At 40.2% G+C, this 18,924-nt stretch carries 17 protein-coding genes and 1 tRNA gene; 8 read left to right on the top strand and 10 right to left on the bottom strand.

Annotated elements, in window-relative coordinates:
- Window positions 1-47 precede the first annotated feature (47 nt).
- The gene (locus tag H6G73_RS03385; protein WP_190601529.1) at window positions 48-851 is read right to left on the bottom strand and encodes a fasciclin domain-containing protein; all 804 of its coding nucleotides are present in this window, start codon (window positions 849-851) and stop codon (window positions 48-50) included.
- Between the two features lie 363 nt (window positions 852-1,214).
- On the opposite strand from H6G73_RS03385, the gene H6G73_RS03390 reads away from it, so the two are divergent.
- The 3 genes from H6G73_RS03390 to H6G73_RS03400 all read left to right on the top strand — a co-directional run bounded on the left by H6G73_RS03390 (window position 1,215) and on the right by H6G73_RS03400 (window position 5,403).
- A complete protein-coding gene (locus H6G73_RS03390) occupies window positions 1,215-2,009 on the top strand; it encodes a glutathione S-transferase family protein (protein ID WP_190601530.1) in 795 nt (264 codons plus the stop codon).
- Between the two features lie 118 nt (window positions 2,010-2,127).
- A complete protein-coding gene (locus H6G73_RS03395; RefSeq protein ID WP_190601572.1) occupies window positions 2,128-3,858 on the top strand; it encodes a helicase HerA domain-containing protein in 1,731 nt (576 codons plus the stop codon).
- A 561-nt stretch (window positions 3,859-4,419) separates the two neighbouring features.
- On the top strand, window positions 4,420-5,403 hold the full coding sequence (locus tag H6G73_RS03400) for an RNA polymerase sigma factor, RpoD/SigA family (RefSeq protein ID WP_190601531.1): 984 nt from the start codon (window positions 4,420-4,422) through the stop codon (window positions 5,401-5,403).
- Here the strand turns inward: H6G73_RS03400 and H6G73_RS03405 are convergent.
- Window positions 5,381-5,683 carry a hypothetical protein gene (locus tag H6G73_RS03405; protein WP_190601532.1) on the bottom strand — a complete coding sequence of 101 codons (303 nt, stop codon included), beginning with the start codon at window positions 5,681-5,683 and terminating at the stop codon, window positions 5,381-5,383. The two genes, H6G73_RS03400 and H6G73_RS03405, sit on opposite strands and share 23 nt — an antisense overlap.
- Before the next feature lie 11 nt (window positions 5,684-5,694).
- Between H6G73_RS03405 and H6G73_RS03410 the strand changes: the two genes are divergently transcribed.
- Window positions 5,695-6,384, top strand: coding sequence for a hypothetical protein (locus tag H6G73_RS03410; protein WP_190601533.1), 690 nt, complete (start codon window positions 5,695-5,697; stop codon window positions 6,382-6,384).
- A gap of 9 nt (window positions 6,385-6,393) precedes the next feature.
- Here H6G73_RS03410 and H6G73_RS03415 read toward each other — a convergent pair whose 3' ends face one another.
- On the bottom strand, window positions 6,394-6,975 hold the full coding sequence (locus tag H6G73_RS03415) for a hypothetical protein (RefSeq protein WP_190601534.1): 582 nt from the start codon (window positions 6,973-6,975) through the stop codon (window positions 6,394-6,396).
- A gap of 97 nt (window positions 6,976-7,072) precedes the next feature.
- On the opposite strand from H6G73_RS03415, the gene H6G73_RS03420 reads away from it, so the two are divergent.
- Window positions 7,073-7,258 (top strand): hypothetical protein, encoded by a 186-nt coding sequence (locus H6G73_RS03420; protein WP_313946895.1) that lies wholly within the window; start codon window positions 7,073-7,075, stop codon window positions 7,256-7,258.
- Here H6G73_RS03420 and H6G73_RS03425 read toward each other — a convergent pair.
- From H6G73_RS03425 to ftsH2, 3 genes are all read right to left on the bottom strand, one after another.
- Window positions 7,253-7,873 carry a DUF4276 family protein gene (locus H6G73_RS03425; RefSeq protein WP_190601535.1) on the bottom strand — a complete coding sequence of 207 codons (621 nt, stop codon included), beginning with the start codon at window positions 7,871-7,873 and terminating at the stop codon, window positions 7,253-7,255. The genes H6G73_RS03420 and H6G73_RS03425 overlap by 6 nt on opposite strands.
- A 6-nt stretch (window positions 7,874-7,879) precedes the next feature.
- The gene (locus H6G73_RS03430; protein WP_190601536.1) at window positions 7,880-9,118 is read right to left on the bottom strand and encodes an AAA family ATPase; all 1,239 of its coding nucleotides are present in this window, start codon (window positions 9,116-9,118) and stop codon (window positions 7,880-7,882) included.
- 155 nt (window positions 9,119-9,273) lie between these two features.
- Entirely contained in the window at window positions 9,274-11,160 is a 1,887-nt protein-coding gene (gene ftsH2, locus H6G73_RS03435; RefSeq protein WP_190601537.1) for an ATP-dependent zinc metalloprotease FtsH2, read from the bottom strand.
- 388 nt (window positions 11,161-11,548) lie between these two features.
- On the opposite strand from ftsH2, the gene H6G73_RS03440 reads away from it, so the two are divergent.
- Window positions 11,549-11,689, top strand: coding sequence for a hypothetical protein (locus H6G73_RS03440; RefSeq protein ID WP_190601538.1), 141 nt, complete (start codon window positions 11,549-11,551; stop codon window positions 11,687-11,689).
- On the opposite strand, the gene H6G73_RS03445 is transcribed toward H6G73_RS03440, so the two are convergent.
- The 3 genes from H6G73_RS03445 to H6G73_RS03455 all read right to left on the bottom strand — a co-directional run bounded on the left by H6G73_RS03445 (window position 11,673) and on the right by H6G73_RS03455 (window position 14,088).
- Entirely contained in the window at window positions 11,673-12,116 is a 444-nt protein-coding gene (locus H6G73_RS03445; protein ID WP_390839075.1) for a hypothetical protein, read from the bottom strand. The two genes, H6G73_RS03440 and H6G73_RS03445, sit on opposite strands and share 17 nt — an antisense overlap.
- Window positions 12,117-12,407: 291 nt before the next feature.
- Complete coding sequence (gltX, locus tag H6G73_RS03450) at window positions 12,408-13,853, bottom strand: glutamate--tRNA ligase (RefSeq protein ID WP_190601540.1); 1,446 nt, start codon at window positions 13,851-13,853, stop codon at window positions 12,408-12,410.
- A gap of 161 nt (window positions 13,854-14,014) precedes the next feature.
- A tRNA-Asp gene (locus H6G73_RS03455) sits at window positions 14,015-14,088 on the bottom strand.
- Between the two features lie 832 nt (window positions 14,089-14,920).
- On the opposite strand from H6G73_RS03455, the gene H6G73_RS03460 reads away from it, so the two are divergent.
- Both H6G73_RS03460 and H6G73_RS03465 read left to right on the top strand, forming a co-directional pair.
- Entirely contained in the window at window positions 14,921-15,094 is a 174-nt protein-coding gene (locus tag H6G73_RS03460) for a hypothetical protein (RefSeq protein WP_190601541.1), read from the top strand.
- Window positions 15,091-17,151, top strand: a complete 2,061-nt coding sequence (locus H6G73_RS03465; protein WP_190601542.1) for an AAA family ATPase — start codon at window positions 15,091-15,093, stop codon at window positions 17,149-17,151. Before H6G73_RS03460 ends, H6G73_RS03465 begins: the two co-directional genes overlap by 4 nt.
- 376 nt (window positions 17,152-17,527) lie before the next feature.
- On the opposite strand, the gene H6G73_RS03470 is transcribed toward H6G73_RS03465, so the two are convergent.
- Window positions 17,528-18,787, bottom strand: a complete 1,260-nt coding sequence (locus H6G73_RS03470) for a DUF4336 domain-containing protein (protein WP_190601543.1) — start codon at window positions 18,785-18,787, stop codon at window positions 17,528-17,530.
- Window positions 18,788-18,924 lie beyond the last annotated feature (137 nt).

Raw genomic sequence — 18,924 nt, forward strand, 5'->3', positions numbered from 1 at the left:
CAACGCAACCTACAAAGATTAAAGGATTATCGATGAAATCAATTGACTTATAAACTTGGTGGGAGAATCACATTATCAATTTGATGAATTACACCATTACTGGCAGGAATATCTGCTTGAGTCACTTTTCCATCGTTGACCATTACACCTTTTTCGTCGATTTTAACTGTGATAGGGTCTCCTTGCAAACTAGTTACTTGACCAGATTTCAAATCACTGGAACGTACATTACCTGTAACTACATGATACGTCAAAACTTTGACTAATACTTCTTTATTTTCTGGTTTTAATAAGTCTTGAACAGCATCTTGTGGTAATTTGGCAAAGGCTGCATCTGTAGGAGCAAAAACTGTAAATGGGCCTTTTCCTTGTAAAACATCAGTTAATCCAGCAGCTTTTAAAGCTTTAAGCAGAGTTTTAAAAGAACCACTAGCGTTTGCTACTTCAATGATATTTTTAGTTTCGGAAGTTGTGGGTGCAGTAACTGGTGTTTCCGTTGTCGGAGTTGTCGGCACTTCAGTTGCGGGAGTTGTTGGTGTAGAAGCAGGAGAGGTATTAGGTGTAGTTTGACTAGAGTTACCACGACGACTATAGGGAGGTTCATTGAAAATGCTGGGTCGAGGATTGAGGGGATTACCTCCTCTATTTTGTGCTAATTGTAATTGAGGTTTTTTGTTACCTGTTTCTTTTGCTGTGGTGAGTTGAGTCAAATCATAAGTCTGAGCAGAAATATTGTGATCAGTCTTGAGGACTAATTCTGCATGAGATGGTAAAGCCATGAAGAGACTAACGGTAGCTAATCCCATGCTTCCTAAGAACTGATGCCAAAATTTGCTGTTATTGGTGTTCATAAATTTTGTTTTTCTTTCATCGTTGAGATGTCACATAAAGACTTATAGCATTTTGATTAGCAAAATAACTAATCGAGAAATTTGGGTTATGTAGGGATATTCCTTATAGGAATGTGTAATATATATATATTTAAGTTATGGACTGAGGCTTAATCCTCTAGGGAATACTTACAGAAGATTAGGCCTAACAGTAGAATTGAAAAAGTTATGAATATAATTTTCAAAATTTCCAGTTTTTTAGGTAATGAACATACGCTAGAGCTTTGTGTAAAAGCATAAATCATGGTTTTAACAGCAAAATTACGGAAATTAAAGATAGAATCATAAACAAAGATTAAGCGTAGTATTTACAGGGTATAAAAAATGCTGGAATTATATCAGTGGGAGTTATCGCAATTTTCAGAAAAGGTCCGTCTAATTCTCGATTATAAGGGTTTGAATTATCGCAAAATCGAGGTGACACCTGGTATTGGCCAGGTAGAATTATTTCGTTTGACCGGTCAAAAACAAGTCCCTGTGTTAAAAGATGGGCATAAATATATTGTAGATTCAACAGAAATTGCTAAGTATTTAGACTCAGAATATCCTGACCGTCCCTTGTTACCCACAGAACCAAAAAAACGTGCTCTCGCTCTATTATTAGAAGACTGGGCCGATGAGTCTATTGGCGTTAAAGGTAGAAAGGCTTTGTTTGCTGCCATTAGCCAAGACCAAAATTTCCGTAAGTCTTTATTACCTCTGTCTACACCAGATTTTTTCAAAACTGTGGTGGAAGGTGTACCTGGTGATTTGTTTACGGTGTTGGGGTTTGGGGTAGGTTTTAGTCCGGATGTGGTGAATGCAGCGATCGCTAGTTTAAAACAAGATTTAGACCATCTTACCCAGTTATTGAAAGATAGCCCCTACTTATTGGGGAATGAACCGACTTTAGCAGACTTAGCAGTAGCTGGGTTGTCTATTTTATTAAAGTTCCCCCAAGGCAATTATTTAGATTTGCCAGCATCTCTCCAGGGCAAAGGATTACCCATACTAGCAGATAACCCTGATTATGAACTATTTTTTAGTTGGCGCGATCGCATCTACACACAATTTAGAAAACCGTTAACCAACACTACACCACCTACAGGCAGTGCACCAACAACAATTCAAATTGACTAGGGGATAGTGGATAAGTGACAGGTGAGTCAGGGCGGTCTTGGGGGTTTCCCCATCAGCGTTAGCCATAGGGTGACACAGGAAGGAGAATCACAACTAACCAATGACCAATGACCAAAGTATGAATTCGGCACAACCATTAGGTTCAGTGATCCAAGGTTCGCTGACTGGGGGTTTAGAAGTGAGACTCCACCCGGATATTTCTGTGGAAGATATGCGGGTGGGGAAATTCTTAGTTGTCCAAGGGATGCGATCGCGTTTTTTCTGTATGCTCACAGATGTAACCTTAGGCACAGCTAACCAAAGAATTTTCGCCAGTCCTCCAGGGTGGGAAGATACTTTTTTACGAGAAGTATTAGCTGGAAGCGGCACCTATGGGATGATTAACCTCTCACCCATGCTGATGTTTACACCAGAATCAACAGAAACCTACTCCCCGACTAACGGTAAATCTCCCAATCCCTTTGTGCCATCTGCTACTGGTTTAGCTTCTTTTCAACCCCAAACCAGTACGACGATGGAATTGTTACCTGTCAAAACTATCCCAAGTCACTTTAGTCAAGTTTACGAAGCCAGTGAAGAAGACTTCCGACGGGTATTTGGTTGGGAAGATGACCCCCAAAGGAAGAATTTTTCTATCGGTAAACCCTTAGATATGGATGTGCCGATTTGTATCGACTTAAACCGGTTTGTAGAACGAAGTAACGGTGTATTTGGTAAATCTGGTACAGGTAAATCTTTCTTAACTCGCTTACTGTTAGCGGGTGTCATTCGCAAAAATGCTGCTGTCAACCTGATTTTTGATATGCACTCCGAATATGGTTGGGAAGCAGTAGCCGAAGGTAAAAACGTCAATACCGTCAAAGGTCTCAAACAATTATTTCCTGGTAAAGTCGAAGTTTACACCCTAGACCCAGAATCAACCAAACGCCGTGGTGTGCGAGATTCCCACGAACTATATCTCAGCTATGAACAAATCGAAGTAGAAGATATTAAATTGTGTAGTCGCGATTTAGGACTTTCTGACGCAGCATTAGATAACGCCAATATTTTATTTAGTGAATTTGGCAAGTCTTGGATAGTGCAGCTATTGAATATGAGTAATGAAGATATCGAGATGTTTTGTGACGAAAAGCGGGGGCACAAAGGCTCGATTATGGCATTACAGCGTAAATTATTACGGTTAGATAGTCTTAAATATATGCGGGCGGTTTGCCCCCAAAACTACATCAATAAAATTTTGCAATCTTTGGAAGCTGGGAAAAATGTAGTAGTGGAGTTTGGTTCCCAGTCTAATATGCTGTCTTATATGTTGGTGACCAATATGATCACCAGACGTATTCACGAACATTACGTCAAGAAAGCCGATAAGTTCTTGCAAAGTAAGAACCCTTTAGACCGACCTACACCCCTAATGATTACCATTGAGGAAGCTCACCGCTTCCTAGATCCAGCGATCGTCCAAAGTACCATTTTCGGTACCATTGCTAGAGAACTGCGGAAATATTTCGTAACACTTTTGGTAGTTGATCAACGCCCTTCGGGGATAGATAATGAAGTTATGTCCCAGATTGGCACCCGCATCACGGCTTTGCTTAACGACGAAAAAGATATTGATGCGATTTTTACGGGAGTTTCTGGTGCAGGGGGTTTACGTTCCGTCCTGGCAAAATTAGATTCCAAGCAACAAGCCTTAATTTTAGGTCATGCTGTCCCCATGCCAGTAGTTGTGCGTACTCGTCCCTATGATGCCACCTTCTATGCCGAAATCGGCGACCCAGCCTGGGAAGAAAAATCCGATGCGGAAGTTTTTGCTGCGGCAGAACTAGCGAAAGCTGATCTAGGTTTTTAGGAATCTCTTTATCATTAGTCAACAATTATTTTCAATAAATTTCCATTGGGGACGAGTTAAAATTAACTAGTCGCCGTTTCGTAACATCCCTCCATATATAGAGCCTCTCAAGTTCGGTTATCCGGCTAGTTGCGGGCAACATAAGAGGGGGTTTTCGCGTCACTATAGATATAGTCAGCATCTTTAAGGAAGAAAAAATCTCTAGTAGCCCGTTTTGCTTTATAATTAAATTCCTTTATCCTGTGGGCACCTTTACCATCGGCCCGGTTTTTAATACCATCAAAAGCAAGTAAAACTCATACCGATTCTGCGTTTATAGGTTGCTGTCAGCGACTCAAGAAGAGAAGAATTCTGGAAAAGAAAACGGTGTGCTTCTAAGAAATTCCAAAATTTAAAGGGGTAGGAGAACCTAATGTGAGGGTAACACCATCCTGACACAGGCTGGATAGATATATCGTTTATGGTAGCTCCCGAAGTCCAGTGATGTGTGTACTACCCTCCCTCGCCAACCATTGTTGAGAAAATACTCATTTTGTTTAGGGAGTAGAGGACAACACACCAATGCCTACTATTAACACCCAAGCTGAAAATCTGAATACCAAATTCACAGCTGATATGGTGCGTACCTATCTGCGGGAGATTGGTCGTGTACCGCTGCTAACTCGTGAGCAAGAAATAGTTTACGGTAAGCAGGTACAACAGATGATGAATTTGCTGGAAGCGAAGGAAGTTTTAGCAAATAAACTTGACTGTGAACCTAGTTTATCAGAATGGGCTACCCATGTTAATCAATCTGAAACAGAGATTAAACAGACGGTAGCACAGGGGAAGCGAGCCAAGCAAAAGATGATTGAAGCCAATTTGCGCTTGGTGGTAGCTATTGCCAAGAAGTACCAGAAACGGAATATGGAGTTTTTGGATCTTATCCAAGAAGGTACTCTAGGCTTGGAAAGGGGTGTAGAAAAGTTTGACCCCACCAGAGGCTATAAATTTTCTACCTATGCTTACTGGTGGATACGCCAGGCTATTACGCGAGCGATCGCTCAACAAGGTCGCACCATCCGCTTACCAATTCATATTACCGAAAAGCTGAACAAAATCAAAAAAGTGCAGCGTGAATTGGCACAAAAATTAGGAAGATCACCTTCTCCCGGCGAAATTGCCAAAGAACTGGAATTAGAACCTGCTCAGATTCGCGAATATCTGAATATGGCTCGTCAACCAGTGTCTTTAGATATTCGTGTCGGTGATAACCAAGACACTGAACTGCAAGAAATGCTAGAAGATGAAGGCCCATCCCCAGAGTATTACACTACTCAAGAATTCTTGCGCCAAGACCTGTATAACTTATTAGCAGAACTTACCCCCCAACAACGGGAAGTTTTGACCCTCCGCTTTGGCTTAGAAGATGGTAACGAAATGTCCTTGGCGAAAGTAGGTGAACGGTTAAATCTCAGCCGTGAGCGTGTCCGCCAATTAGAGCATCAAGCTCTTGCTCATTTACGTCGTCGTCGAGCCAATGTTAAAGAATACATCGCCAGCTAATACATTGTCTCGCCATTGGCGACGCGCCTCCTGAACTCAGGGGGCGATTTTTTTGCAGGTCGTAAGTGAGATGGCAGCTAAAAACAGAAACCATCACTCCCATACTGCCGGCAAATAGAGGTGTATTGCTAATCTGGAAACTGTGTTGCAAATGCTGCGTCAAATAATTTATATCCTGTCCAGTGGGGAGAATTCTCACATCAGCACCAGAATTTTGAATCTTACTGCTTTTCTGGGTGTCTTGAGCACTGGATACAATACCATCTTTTTCGCAGCACATCTATATTCATCATGAAATCTCTATCCCCCTTCTCTTACCAACTCAAAACATCCCTTCTGTTTTCCCTTGCTCTCACCAGTCTACTCACCTGTGGATTAGTAATTAGTAGCAACAAAATAGCTACAGCTATTCCCAGAAGCGAACCGATAGAATTAAGTCAAAATAACCTACCAAAAAATATAGCTAATGCAGTTTTACGAGATGCTAGCAAACGTTCTGGCATCAAAGTTAAAGATTTAAAAATCATTGAAACTACCTCTAAAATCTTTGGTAATCCCTGTGAATTCCAATTTGGCGAAATTTGTACAAAAGAATATAGACCGATTCAAGGATGGATAGTCGTAGTAAAAGTCAAAGAAGACTCTTGGACTTATCATGTTAATAAATCTGGTTCCCAAATCCTTCTAGATCCCAAAGTTATAACTAATGAACTGCCCAAAAATCTTGCTAACGCTGTTTTAACAGATGCAGCAAATCGTTCTGGCTTACCAATTAAATCGCTGAAAATTGCTCAATCGACAAAGAAAACCTTTGGTAATGCCTGTGAATTTAATTTTGGTGAAGTCTGTATCCAGTTATTTGATCCCATTGAAGGTTGGGAAGTAGTTGTGAAAGTGAAAGGTAAACTTTGGACTTACCATGTAAATGAAACAGGTTCATCCATCGTTTTAGATCCAAAAGTCAATACCAGACAAAACTAAAATAGCCTTTTATAAACATCTTTCCACATATTCTACTTCTGGTAATTTACCTGCTCTATACCTTGTAACCCGCTGACCATCAGTTTCAAAAATGACTCTGTAGTTTTGGTCAGCTTTGTTTTTGGGAATAAAAGTTAAATAATGTCCACCTTGGACATATTGATGAGATGTCACTTTAATTTGTCCAGGATAAAGTGATTTGATTCGTGCTTCTGTATCACCAATTTTTGCTCCAGAAGCCGTAGTAATCTTTGGGGTATCAATATCTACTCTAGAAATGATATCGCTGGTGACATAGGGCAGCTTACTTTTAGCTTCATCTTTTGTCACCATAAATGATACCCCTTTTAGTTCTCCTTCTGTTTCTAAATAGTAGCAACTATCATTCCCAGAATAGCTGACATATAAACGAGTATTAGCAGCGGCAGCAGCTTCAGGAAGATTCATTCCCACTTTTACCGGGCCAATACCGTTGGTAGTTACTTTAGCTTGACTGGTGAGTTTTGTTTGTGCAATTACTGTTCCTACAGTCAATGTAGAAATCATGACAGTGATAGTTGCAATAGTTAATAATTGAGCTTTGCTATTCATAGTATTTTGAGAATGTTTCTATATTTTAGATACAATATTAAATATCTATTTTCGGATTTATTTGTTTGTTAAAACCCAAATTTAAGCGGAGGTGACAATGACTATCAGTTTAGTCAGACACCAATTTACAGTGAAGCAATATCATCAAATGGTTACTGTCGGTATCTTAACTGAAAATGAAAGAGTCGAGTTAATTCGGGGGGAAATGATTGATATGTCACCAATTGGGACTAGACATGCTGGTTGTGTCAATAGATTAGTGAATATCTTGATTCATCTATGAGTAAGATATTATAAGTTTCAATAAACCATCGTAGAATATTTGAAAACTTTTAGAACGATTATTTGATGGATTCATGTATAGTGATATTTCTCGTGCTGCTTTTCTTTTTTCTAAACCTCCTTTATGATATCCTGCTCTTTGCAGAACTTTTTCCAAAGCCTCCCAAGTACCACCTGTAATTGCATCTGGGTCTCGGTATTTTGCTTGATTTTCTAGATTGGGTGAAACTCCAGGATAAGCATTGATAAGAGCTTGTACATCACCAAAAAACCATGCTTCTAGTTCTTCAATGGCTATTCTATTGAGAACTTGGAATTGATCACCTAAACTGACAGATTTTTTAGTGCTAAATCCTGCATCAATAGCGATTTTTTCTAATTTCTCCTTCAATAGTTTACAATCTTCTCGGTCTTCATCAACCAAAACTACAATTTTATGATCAGATGGCAACCAAGATTTATATCCTCTCAATCGCTGAGGTAATTTGGACAGTAAATCAAATTTACCTTGATAGGAATGAATATCAAAAGTAATTTTTTCTCCTAGTATTTTAGGTAATAAATTTTGCAGAGCTTCATTCATTGATGATTCTTCTACTAAAAACTCAATATGCAAGTCTAGTTACTCCCACTTTATTTGATTTTGAGGTGTATTTTTCTTCGGTCCACCGGCATTAATTAAAGGATTACCAACTTCAAAATAATCTTCCATCCATAAAGAACCTAAAGTAGCTCCCTGTTCCATAAAATCTTTAACTCCCCGCATATCAGCAGTGCGTTTGGCTTGAGTGTATCCTTGTTCGTCTCTATAAAGTACCCATAATTCTTCGGGTTTGAGACCATCCACAAAGAAGGGTGAATGGGTTGTTACCATTAATTGAGTGTTCGCGGAAGCAGCACGGCATTCTTCTGCTAATTCTGGTAATAAACGCGGGTGTAAGTAATTTTCTGGTTCTTCAATGCCAACAAGTTGCGGCGGGTCTGGGTCATATAATACGGTGAGATAAGCTAACATTTTGAGTGTGCCATCTGATGCGAATTTCGCAAGTATTGGTTGCTGAAAAGGGGCATCTTTAATTTGCAGCAATAACCGTCCATCCTGCATCATTTCTGCATCTACTCTTTCTAGTCGAGGAACACGACATGATAAAGTATCAAGAATTTGTTGTAATCTTTTAGGATGTTGTTCTTTGAGATATTGAATTACATTAGGTAAGTTATCACCTGTTGGTGATAATCTCTCTTGCGGTCCCGCTTCCGGTATACTGCGGGTGTTATCTGCACTTAAATATGAAAGATACCAGCTACTAATAAAATTGCGTAATGCACTAACACGAGGGTGTTTAGAAAATTGTCCCAAAGTATTTACAGCGAATAGTTCAGAGGAATTTAGTTGTTCAAATACTCTTTCATCCTGTTCATCCGGCTTTTCACCTGTAATTACTCGCCCTGCTCCTTCTTGAAAGTCAAGAAATTTAAATGGTTTACCAGTCTGACCTCTTCTCCACTGTAACCATTCTTCTGCTACATAAGGTCCTCTTGGTGTTTCTGCAATAGCTAGATGATAAGTAATAATGGGTAAATCTGGCTTTTCACGATATTTTAATTCAATAACGATCGCCCCATCTGCACCCCTAGTCCGCAGTTCTCGAAAGCGTCCGCGTCTATCCCATGCTTTACGCAAACCCACTGTAAAGCACTCTGATAAAAAAGCGAAAACATCAAAAATAGTTGATTTGCCACTGCCGTTAGGCCCTAAGAAGACAGTGAGGGGAGTAATTCCTTTGAGTTCTAGGTCACGCAAGGCTCGATAGTTTTTGACTCTGAGATATTCTATACGGGGAATGGATTGTCTAGACATAGAAACACATTTAGGCTATATCTCCTATTGGTACACATTTGTTTGCATCTTTCATCTGTATCGTGCGTGGTAGCAGTTAATAGATATATATAAAGCAAAAAAATGGATATGGTCGAATAAACCACATCCATTTAGAGAATTTTATAGATTAACGATTACAGTTGCTGTGCATATTGGGGCTTTTCTGGTACATCCGTGTATTCAGCCACAATCTGCCGGAATTCTTCACCGTCAATGGTTTCTTTTTCAATTAATAAATCAACCAAGCGGTCAGCAACGCTACGATGTTCACGCATGATTTTTTTGGCGTTTTCGTAACATTCCTCAACAATGGCTCTAACTTGAGCATCGATGCGAGAAGCGATCGCTTCAGAATAATCTGAACGAGTCATCCAGTCACGACCCAGGAATACTTCTCCCTGTTGGCTTTCCAGTGACAAGGGGCCTAAATCAGACATCCCGAATCTAGTCACCATTTGCCGGGCCATACCTGACAATTGCTGTAAGTCTCCACCAGCACCGGTTGTCACTTCAGCTGCACCGAAAATCACTTCTTCCGCAGCACGACCACCTAAAGCACCAGTAATTCTGGCTTTGAGTTGAGAACGGGAAATTAACCCTTGTTCTTCGTTGGGAGTAAACCAAGTTAAACCTTGTGCTTGTCCTCTAGGAATGAGCGTTACTTTCTGTACAGGGTCGTGGTCTTTTAACAAAGTCCCGACTAAAGCATGGCCAATTTCATGGTAAGCAATCAAACGTTTGCTCTTGCTGTCAACCAAGGGGGTGCCTTCCATCCCCGCAACTACTCTGTCTACAGCATCATCGATTTCTAGGAGAGTAATGGCTTCTTTGCGTCTTCTGGCTGTGAGAATAGCTGCTTCATTCAGGAGGTTAGCTAAATCCGCACCGCTAAAACCAGGGGTACGACGGGCGATCGCATCTAGGGATACACCAGCGTCTAATTTCTTATTTCTGGCGTGAACTTGTAAAATCTCCAAACGGCCTTTGATATCTGGTGCATCGACAGTTACTTGTCTGTCAAAACGACCGGGACGTAACAAAGCTGCGTCTAAAACATCAGGACGGTTGGTAGCAGCAATAATAATGATGCCTGTATTGCCTTCAAAACCATCCATTTCTGTTAGTAGCTGGTTGAGGGTTTGTTCCCGTTCATCGTTACCACCACCAATACCAGCACCCCGTTGTCTACCTACAGCGTCGATTTCATCAATAAAGATGATACAGGGAGCATTATCTTTGGCTTTTTTGAACAAGTCGCGCACACGGGAAGCACCCACACCCACGAACATTTCCACAAACTCAGACCCGGAAATGCTAAAGAATGGTACACCAGCTTCTCCAGCGATCGCTTTTGCTAATAAAGTTTTACCAGTTCCTGGGGGGCCAACTAATAGCACACCTTTAGGAATACGGGCACCAACCGCAGTGAATTTTTCTGGCTGTTTCAGGAAGGTAACAACTTCTTGTAATTCTTCTTTTGCTTCTTCAATTCCAGCCACATCATCAAACTTCACCCCTGTTTTGGCTTCCATTTGAAAACGAGCGCGGGATTTGCCGAAATTCATCGCTTGGCCAGGGCCACCAGGAAGATTGCTAGAACGGCGGAACAAGAAGAATAATCCAGTAATCAACAATACTGGGAAGATTAAATTACCCAAAAGTCCCCAAATCGCGCCATCATTCCGCATGGGGTGGGCATCAAAACTGACTTCTTTTTCTTTTAACTTTTGGATTAATTCTGGAGCATTCACGGGTAAATCAACACGCCACCGTTGAATGCGGTTTTCAATATCAGGATCTACAGCTTCAATAATTGCTGTTCTACCACCGTCATACAAATCCACATTGGTAACACGATTCCCATCTAGGTATTCTAGGAAGCGACCATAGGTCATGCGGGTGTTGGCAGCATTTTTATTCATATCAGCTGGAGCACCTGCAAATGCTCCTTGCCAGAAGAAAAAGCCAATAACCAAAGCCAGCAATGACCAGAGTGCTACTACTCTCCAAGAGAATTTCATCTTTAATTTGCCTCTAGATATCAATTTGACTCACTTTGAGGATAAAGTAGGCATTTTGCCCCATCCTGTTTGAGCCAATATGCTTTACAACGGATGTTTATAAATCCATTTTGTTTAATTTTTGCCATGAGAGTGGAGCCTCTTTATGGCAGATTCGTGATTTTTATCAAGAATCTTAACTAAAGTTAACTTAATTCTAATACAAGGTTGCACCTCTGCGGCAAGGAGAGGAGTTCAGAAGTTCAGAAGTTCAGAAGTTCAGAAGTTCAGGAGTTCAGGAGTATGCCTACGGCACGCTGCGCGAACAGAAGTCAGTACGGGCGGGTTTACAGATATCATCAACTATGAACGAGAATTTTGGTAAACCCGCCCGTACAGGAGTATGCCTATGGCACGTTGCGCGAACAGAAGTTTAAAAATGCAAGAATTCCGCAGTAATGGCATTAATTATTCTGTAACTCCTGCAACTTCTGTAACTTCTGTCTTCTTCTTTCTGTACTCCCTGTTCGCAGCTATTTTGTTTCTGTAATTTTTAAGCTGTAAGGTAGATACTTGCCTTTATCGTAGGAACCAACCCAAATTTGGTAAGTCCCACGCAACCACTCACCGACAATACCGGGATTTTTGCCGTCTAAATCATCGTTACACCAAGTACCGCCGGGGCCTTTGATAATCATAATAGTATCGGCTGGGCTTTGCACTACTAACTTCAAATAATCAAATTTAGTACCAAGTTTCAGGGTGTGATCTGGTGCTGCATCCACAAATCCACTACAAGGGCCTGTGGGAGTCTCGGTTCTCCCAGCTACTTGACTAGCAGGAACTGAACCACCACTCATCCCCCTGACCATTAAAGGATCTGGGGAAAATGGATGACTGATGGTGACATCATCAAAAATGCCGGGAGTTTCGCGAGCGTGAGCGATGGTATTAATTAACGCTGTCAAGGAAACCATCAGTATTGTCAATGATGAGTATCTGATTACTTTGGTGAGCGGTGTTCTCAGCATTGTCATTAAAATATATTTTTAAGTGGTGTTCAAGACATGTATCTTACACACCAAGTTCCCCCTCATCAGAGAAATTGACGTTCTCTTTACAATATGTTTATTTAGGGACACTCTCATACCAAGTTTAAAAATGATTCCATAAAGATGGATAGACTCAATGCCTGACAACAAAGGCATTCTCAAGCCGAAATCCAAAATCTAAAATCCAAAATGGTATCAGGTGTCCCTATCATAAATTTAACTAACAGCAGCGATCGCTTGAGTTAAACGGGGTTTATCTAAACCAATTTGATGGAGTAATAGCCAGGATTGAATCAGGTCAGGGCCGTGTACGTCGCCGGTTAAAGCTACACGGAGCGATCGCATCACTAAACCTTTCTTCACATTCTCAGCTTTCACCACTTTTTTAATGATGTCTTGGGCAATGTCGGCTGTCAGTTCCGGTTGAGTATCTAAAGCGGTGACAATAGCTTCCAATACAGCTTTTACCCCACCTTGCTCGAGTTGTTGGCTACCTTCTTCGCTCAATTCTACCGTCTCGGTAAAGAATACTTTGCTCATGGCTACAGCATCTACTAACCGAGTTAAACTAGCAGCCAGTAAGCTGACTAACTGTTCTAACCAAGGGCGTTCTCTTCCCGATGTGAATTGATAACCTGCTGCTTCCCAATAAGGAATGAGTAAATCTGTAAGTTTATCAATGGGCATACTGTGGATATATTGGCTATTGATCCAATCCAATTTGGCCCAGTCAAACTTAGCACCAGCTTTATTTACCCGCTCAAAGCTAAAGTCTTTGGCTGCATCAGCTAAGGTGAAGATTTCTTGGGTTGAGTCCGTGGGAGACCAACCGAGTAAGGTCATATAATTAACCAACGCTTCCGCAGTGAACCCCATTTGCTGGAAGTCAGAAATGGATGTCACCCCGTCCCGTTTGGAAAGTTTGCGACCATCCATATTCAAAATCAGGGGTGTATGGGAAAATTCTGGTGGTTTTGCACCTAAAGCTTCATACAACAGAATTTGTTTAGCAGTGTTGGCGATATGGTCTTCTCCGCGAATGACATGGGTAATTTGCATATCAATGTCATCCACGACCACCACAAAGTTATAGAGTGGTTGTCCCACACCTTCAGAGGAAGCGCGAGCAATGACCATATCACCACCCAAATCACTACCACGCCAACTCATGGAACCCCTTACTAAGTCGTTCCAGACAATCTCCCGGTTATCGTCAATTTTGAAGCGAATTACATAGGAGCGTCCTTCGGCTTCAAAAGCTGCTCGTTGTTCTGGAGTTAAGTTGCGGTGACGGTTATCGTAGCGGGGAGCTTCGTTTCTAGCTTTTTGTGCTTCCCGTAATGCTTCTAATTCTTCAGATGTGGTGTAACAGCGATAGGCTAACCCCTGATCAAGGAGTTTCTGAACTGCGGCTTGGTACAGGTGCAACCGTTCAGATTGAAAAAATGGGCCTTCATCCCAGTTCAATCCCAGCCAACGCAATCCAGTCATGATATTTTCAGTATATTCAGGACGCGATCGCTCTAGATCTGTATCTTCTATTCGCAGGATAAACTTACCACCATGGTGACGGGCAAATAAATAGTTGAATACAGCAGTTCTGGCTGTACCAATGTGTAAATTTCCCGTAGGACTTGGAGCTATACGGACTCTGACGGTCACAATTAATTCTCTCTTTCAAAAAGCAATACAAGTGCTGAACGCTGAGTTACAGTAGTGATTATTTCACCACTGTCCCTTATTTATATCGCTATTCTTAGGAATGCTCGCCATAATACTCTAGGTGGCGCTATCTCAGCATTCAGCACTCTCAACTTTTTTAACGGGACTGACGGGGCTCGAACCCGCAACTTCCGCCGTGACAGGGCGGTGCTCTAACCAATTGAACTACAGTCCCTTGACTTGCACTTTTATTATTATTACTAACTTTTTCTGATTTGTCAACTATGTTTTGAGTTTTTTCTGGAAAAATTTTTTGGGATATCGGTTTTGAGTCTTTGACACTTACTAAAAGTGCTATTTTTCCATGAAAACAGCACTTAGGGAATTTTACCCGACAACTCACACCAAGGGTACAGAGTATTATGTACAGTCATCAGTAAATACCAATTCTAGGAAAAATGAAACAGACCAGTAGGTTGGGTTGACCAAAGGAAACCTAACACAGACAAGACTTTGATGTTTTTGGTGATACTCACGGCAAGCTGTACAAACGATTTGGCGATATATTACTTCAGCTAACCTACATTTGTACCGATCATTTTTGGAATAGGCATGAGTGAGCAGGATGGTTAATTTTTACGTCACAACAAACTGCGTCGTGATGAGATTAAAAGAAATTACTCTCAAACAGATTGCAGCTTCAAATGAGTATAGACCTTGAAGCTAGGAATTAGGCTTGTGATAGATTTTGTGGTTGGTTTGATTATATTTATAGTGTAAATACTGATAAAACCTGTATTTACAGTTGGAGCAAAATAGATTTATCATTTAGTGTTATGCTTTTTTTGCTAATGGGAAAAATTTAAAAAAGGGTGAATCATAAACCTTGACAAAATCCATAAATATCATAAAAACATATAAAAATCAATAAATTTACAATGTAAAAAGTCGTAATTTTTCAATTTTTTGCAGATTTTTAAGTTGAAAGTAACAGTAAATTCACACTGGTAATTACACCAAAGCAGACAGTTAAAATAGATGCTAAATCTATCTCTATAGCTGCCATTATGTTGCCACCAGAAAATATTGAAGACTTATACGAACCAATCAATAATGCACCCTTGGAAGTCAGACAGATTATTGATAAAGTTCTGAAGTTAGAGAAAAGTCGGCTAGACCGGAAGCGGAAAAGCCACATAAACGAAGATATTTTAGAAATTGTGAAGGAATCAGTGCAATGAAACTGACTTCTATTAAACTTTGCAATTTTCGGTCTTTTTATGCCACCACACCAGAAATCAATCTTGCCACTAGTACGACGATGATTCATGGCAGCAATGGTTCCGGTAAGACCAGTTTATTAAATGCGTTTACTTGGGTTTTGTATGAAAGATTCAGTGCAGCTTTTGCGGTAGCAGAACAGTTAGTCAATAAAAGAGCAATTACTGAAACTTCACCAGGTCAATCTGTAGAATGTTGGGTAGAAATTGCTTGGGAACATGAAAACAATCGCTATCGAGCAAAACGGACTTGTCGAGTTTATAAAGGCAGTAATGAAATCGAGCCTGGAAAAACTCAGTTAACTATGTGGGTGAGTGGTGATGATGGCAAGTGGCACATTCCTAACCAACATCCTGACGATATTATTAATCAAATTCTGCCTGTAAATTTACATCAATACTTTTTCTTTGATGGTGAACGAATTGAAGAAATAGTCCGTTCTGACAACAAAACAGAAATTGCTGATGCCATCAGAATTTTTTTAGGAGTGGAAGTAATAGAGCGTTCTATTAAACATTTAGGAGAAGCAAAGAAAGCTTTAGAAACAGAGTTAAAAAATATTGGTGAAGGGGAAATTAAACAACTGTTACGTCAACAAGAAAAGTTAGAACGGGAAATTGACTATATCACCAAACGCCAAAGTGAAATTCAACAGGAGTTAGAATATCAACAAACCTTCAAGAAAGATGTTAGTCAAAAGCTACGAGAACTGAGTGCTGCCAAGGAACGGGAAGAGAAACGGCAGAATTTAGAAACGCAACGAGCATCTCATCGAGAAGAGTTGAGGAAAACTAGAGAAGCACTAAAAAAAATTATTTCCTCACGTGGATATACTGTACTTTTATCAGAAACTACTGCAAAATTTCGTGATATCATCACTGATTTGAAACAGCGTGGAGAGTTAACTGTTGGTATTTCACGGGAATTTATCAACGAATTGTTATCATCTGGTAGTTGTATTTGTGGTGCAGACTTAAGCGAAGGCACTCATGGACATAATCATGTCCTACATTTACTAGAACGTGCTGGTTCTTCCACAGTTGAAGAAACAGCTATACGTATGAGTGCTCAAGTTGATGAAATTGATAAACAAGCCATAGCATTTTGGGTAGAAGTTGACCGAGAGCAAGAAAGAATTAAACAGTTACGGGATACTATTGCTCAAATTGAAGAGGAATTAGATAGTATTCAAGAACTGCTGCGAAAAGACCCTAACGAAGAAATTAGTAGACTACAAAAGCGTTTAGATGAAATTGAAGCGAAAATTGATGATCTGAATCGTGAGCAGGGAGCAAATGAACAGAAAATCACTTATTTAAAAATAGAAATCGATAGTTTAATTAAACAAATCGCCAAACAAAAATTAAATGAAGAAAAGCAACTGCTGGCACAAAGACGTATTAATGCTACTCAAGATGCCATAGAAAGACTAATAGAAGTAAAAAATCGTCAAGAAAAACAATTCCGACTGCAATTAGAAAAGCGCGTTCAAGAAATATTCGCCAAAATATCTTTTACACCATATATTCCCAAAATCAGTGATAAATATGAACTGAATTTAGTAGAAAATACCGCAGGAACTGAAGCACCTGTAGCTGCATCTACCGGAGAAAACCAAGTTCTCAGTTTATCTTTCATTGCTAGCATCATTGATAAGGTGCGGGAATGGAGCGAAAAACGCAAAATGATGATGCTGCCAGATAGTAGCACATTTCCAATGGTTATGGATTCTCCTTTTGGCAGTTTAGATGAAATGTCCCGAAGACACATTGCTAGAACTATTCCCCAATTAGCTAATCAATTAATCATTTTAGTGACCAAAACCCAATGGCGGGGAGAAGTAGAAGAAGAAATTACCCATAGAATTGGTAAAGAATATGTACTGACTTATTATTCTTCTAAACCTGATTGTGAACAAGATTATATTGAATTAGGAGGAGAACGATATCCTTTAGTGCGTCAGAGTCCCAATGAGTTTGAATATACTGAAATTATGGAAGTAGAAAGAGAAAGATAGAGTAATAATTAGTTTTCCTTGGTTTTTACTCTTTTATACTTACTCTTTATGTACTGAAGAGCCATATTTTTTTGTTTCACGCACAGCAGCTTAACAAAAACAGGACTTACGCAAAATATCACTGAAACCCTATTTCCTATCCCTACGGGACGCTACGCGAACGTGGTTTATTCTTTCGTAACTTGTGTGTAAGTCCTAAAAAAGAAAGACTTTTGCAAGAGGTATATTGATTTTGTAGGGTGTGTTGTCGCGTAGCACAATGTACCTTAGATGAACATTTCTCAACCTAGATGAGATATTTAGTTAAAAACAAAAAAATAAATACTAATGTAAGCAGTCTCATCTTAATTAATTGAATGTTAATTGTGAGTAGATATCAAACTTTTTCTTTTGCAGGAGGGACAATACCAAACTTATTTAAACCCTCATCAATATCTCGTAATACCTGAAAATCTTCTGCTGGTAGAGGATAACTATAGCTATTAATTAAACCACCAGTCGGATATTTTTCTAAAAAAGAAAATGCTTGTCTAAATTCCTGTGGCTTCGCTTTAATTGGGGCATCAAAATGACAGGGAATAATCCATTGAAAATCCCATTTTGCTACTTGATTAGCCCAGTTAATAGTTTCCTGGGGTGCGCGGTTGAGAATTAAACTTTGTAAAACTGGGGCAACAAAGATCCTCCCGTCTCCCCGCAAGACTTCAAATGACCTTTGCCACTGTTGTTGCCATTTAAAGGGGAAAAACCCAAAATATGCTTTTCGAGAGCGTTCTGGGGCTTTTTGGGCATCTCTGAATATATCTTTCCAGGTTGGTACATCTACCACACTGGGACGGAAATAAAAAGCAAATAAAGTGATACGTTGCCATCCCTTACGACGGTTAACTTGGGTGTCAGCTACGATATCATAAGCTCTGTCCTTAGCATGATACAGCAAGGGATAGGGGTCAATTTGCACGATCGCTGGTGGATCTGCTGGCACGGAAACTATGGTATCTGTTACTAATAGAGTATGCGATCGCCTGTGCAAAAATGCCACCTCTGCAAATCGACCAGGACCCAAGTCAATCGGCCCTAGTATGGCATAATCAAACTCATCAGCAAAAGGTGCTTGACTACTATCTGTCGGTAACACCTGAGTCCGCTTCCCTGGTAAACCCAACCAACTCAAAGGTAAATTGACAGGAAAACTCCACTGTTGAGGTGCGACAAACACCTGTGCAGAGGGAAAGTACCTTGCAAAAGGCCCAACAAAAACTTTGTGTTCTAATCCAGATATAGTAGGTAAAATAATATACTTAACATCACCATATTCAGCTACCAAATCCTGCATTAAGCGGATACATTCTCTTGTTGGTGCGACAGGTGCATAAACCAGCAAACCTCCTGTTTCCAACTTCACCACAGTCATGCGTATGGGTACAACAACATAGAAAACCCCCTGCATTTGGTCAAACGTCCAAATGGTATCTTTAATTACCTCTCTGCGAATGGTGCGACGCTGACCATAGGGGTAGAGGGGGAAAATAGGCCAAAACGGCCAGGAATATTCCTGAAGACGAACATTTTCTACATTGACTGTACTTTCACCATGAGTCACTCTGCGACCCCTCCAAATTCTTGATGTTCTCATTCTGTCCGATTTTGGAGTTTAGCAAATTATGGAACTTATGGTTTAAGTTTGTCATACATGAAGTTAATATCCTAACGAAGTAAGCGCATAAGTGCTATGACCTTAACCAAGGTCAACTAAACTATGGAAATCCCAGT

The sequence above is a fragment of the Richelia sinica FACHB-800 genome (assembly GCF_014698825.1).
Lineage (GTDB): Bacteria > Cyanobacteriota > Cyanobacteriia > Cyanobacteriales > Nostocaceae > FACHB-800.

Bases quoted from the DNA above. Each gene is read 5' to 3' on its own strand.
- H6G73_RS03385 (WP_190601529.1), bottom strand. From the start codon at position 851: ATGAACACCAATAACAGCAAATTTTGGCATCAGTTCTTAGGAAGCATG.
- H6G73_RS03390 (WP_190601530.1), top strand. From the start codon at position 1,215: ATGCTGGAATTATATCAGTGGGAGTTATCGCAATTTTCAGAAAAGGTC.
- H6G73_RS03395 (WP_190601572.1), top strand. From the start codon at position 2,128: ATGAATTCGGCACAACCATTAGGTTCAGTGATCCAAGGTTCGCTGACT.
- H6G73_RS03400 (WP_190601531.1), top strand. From the start codon at position 4,420: ATGCCTACTATTAACACCCAAGCTGAAAATCTGAATACCAAATTCACA.
- H6G73_RS03405 (WP_190601532.1), bottom strand. From the start codon at position 5,683: ATGTGCTGCGAAAAAGATGGTATTGTATCCAGTGCTCAAGACACCCAG.
- H6G73_RS03410 (WP_190601533.1), top strand. From the start codon at position 5,695: ATGAAATCTCTATCCCCCTTCTCTTACCAACTCAAAACATCCCTTCTG.
- H6G73_RS03415 (WP_190601534.1), bottom strand. From the start codon at position 6,975: ATGAATAGCAAAGCTCAATTATTAACTATTGCAACTATCACTGTCATG.
- H6G73_RS03420 (WP_313946895.1), top strand. From the start codon at position 7,073: ATGACTATCAGTTTAGTCAGACACCAATTTACAGTGAAGCAATATCAT.
- H6G73_RS03430 (WP_190601536.1), bottom strand. From the start codon at position 9,118: ATGTCTAGACAATCCATTCCCCGTATAGAATATCTCAGAGTCAAAAAC.
- ftsH2 (WP_190601537.1), bottom strand. From the start codon at position 11,160: ATGAAATTCTCTTGGAGAGTAGTAGCACTCTGGTCATTGCTGGCTTTG.
- H6G73_RS03440 (WP_190601538.1), top strand. From the start codon at position 11,549: ATGGCACGTTGCGCGAACAGAAGTTTAAAAATGCAAGAATTCCGCAGT.
- H6G73_RS03445 (WP_390839075.1), bottom strand. From the start codon at position 12,116: ATGGTTTCCTTGACAGCGTTAATTAATACCATCGCTCACGCTCGCGAA.
- H6G73_RS03460 (WP_190601541.1), top strand. From the start codon at position 14,921: ATGTTGCCACCAGAAAATATTGAAGACTTATACGAACCAATCAATAAT.
- H6G73_RS03465 (WP_190601542.1), top strand. From the start codon at position 15,091: ATGAAACTGACTTCTATTAAACTTTGCAATTTTCGGTCTTTTTATGCC.
- H6G73_RS03470 (WP_190601543.1), bottom strand. From the start codon at position 18,787: ATGAGAACATCAAGAATTTGGAGGGGTCGCAGAGTGACTCATGGTGAA.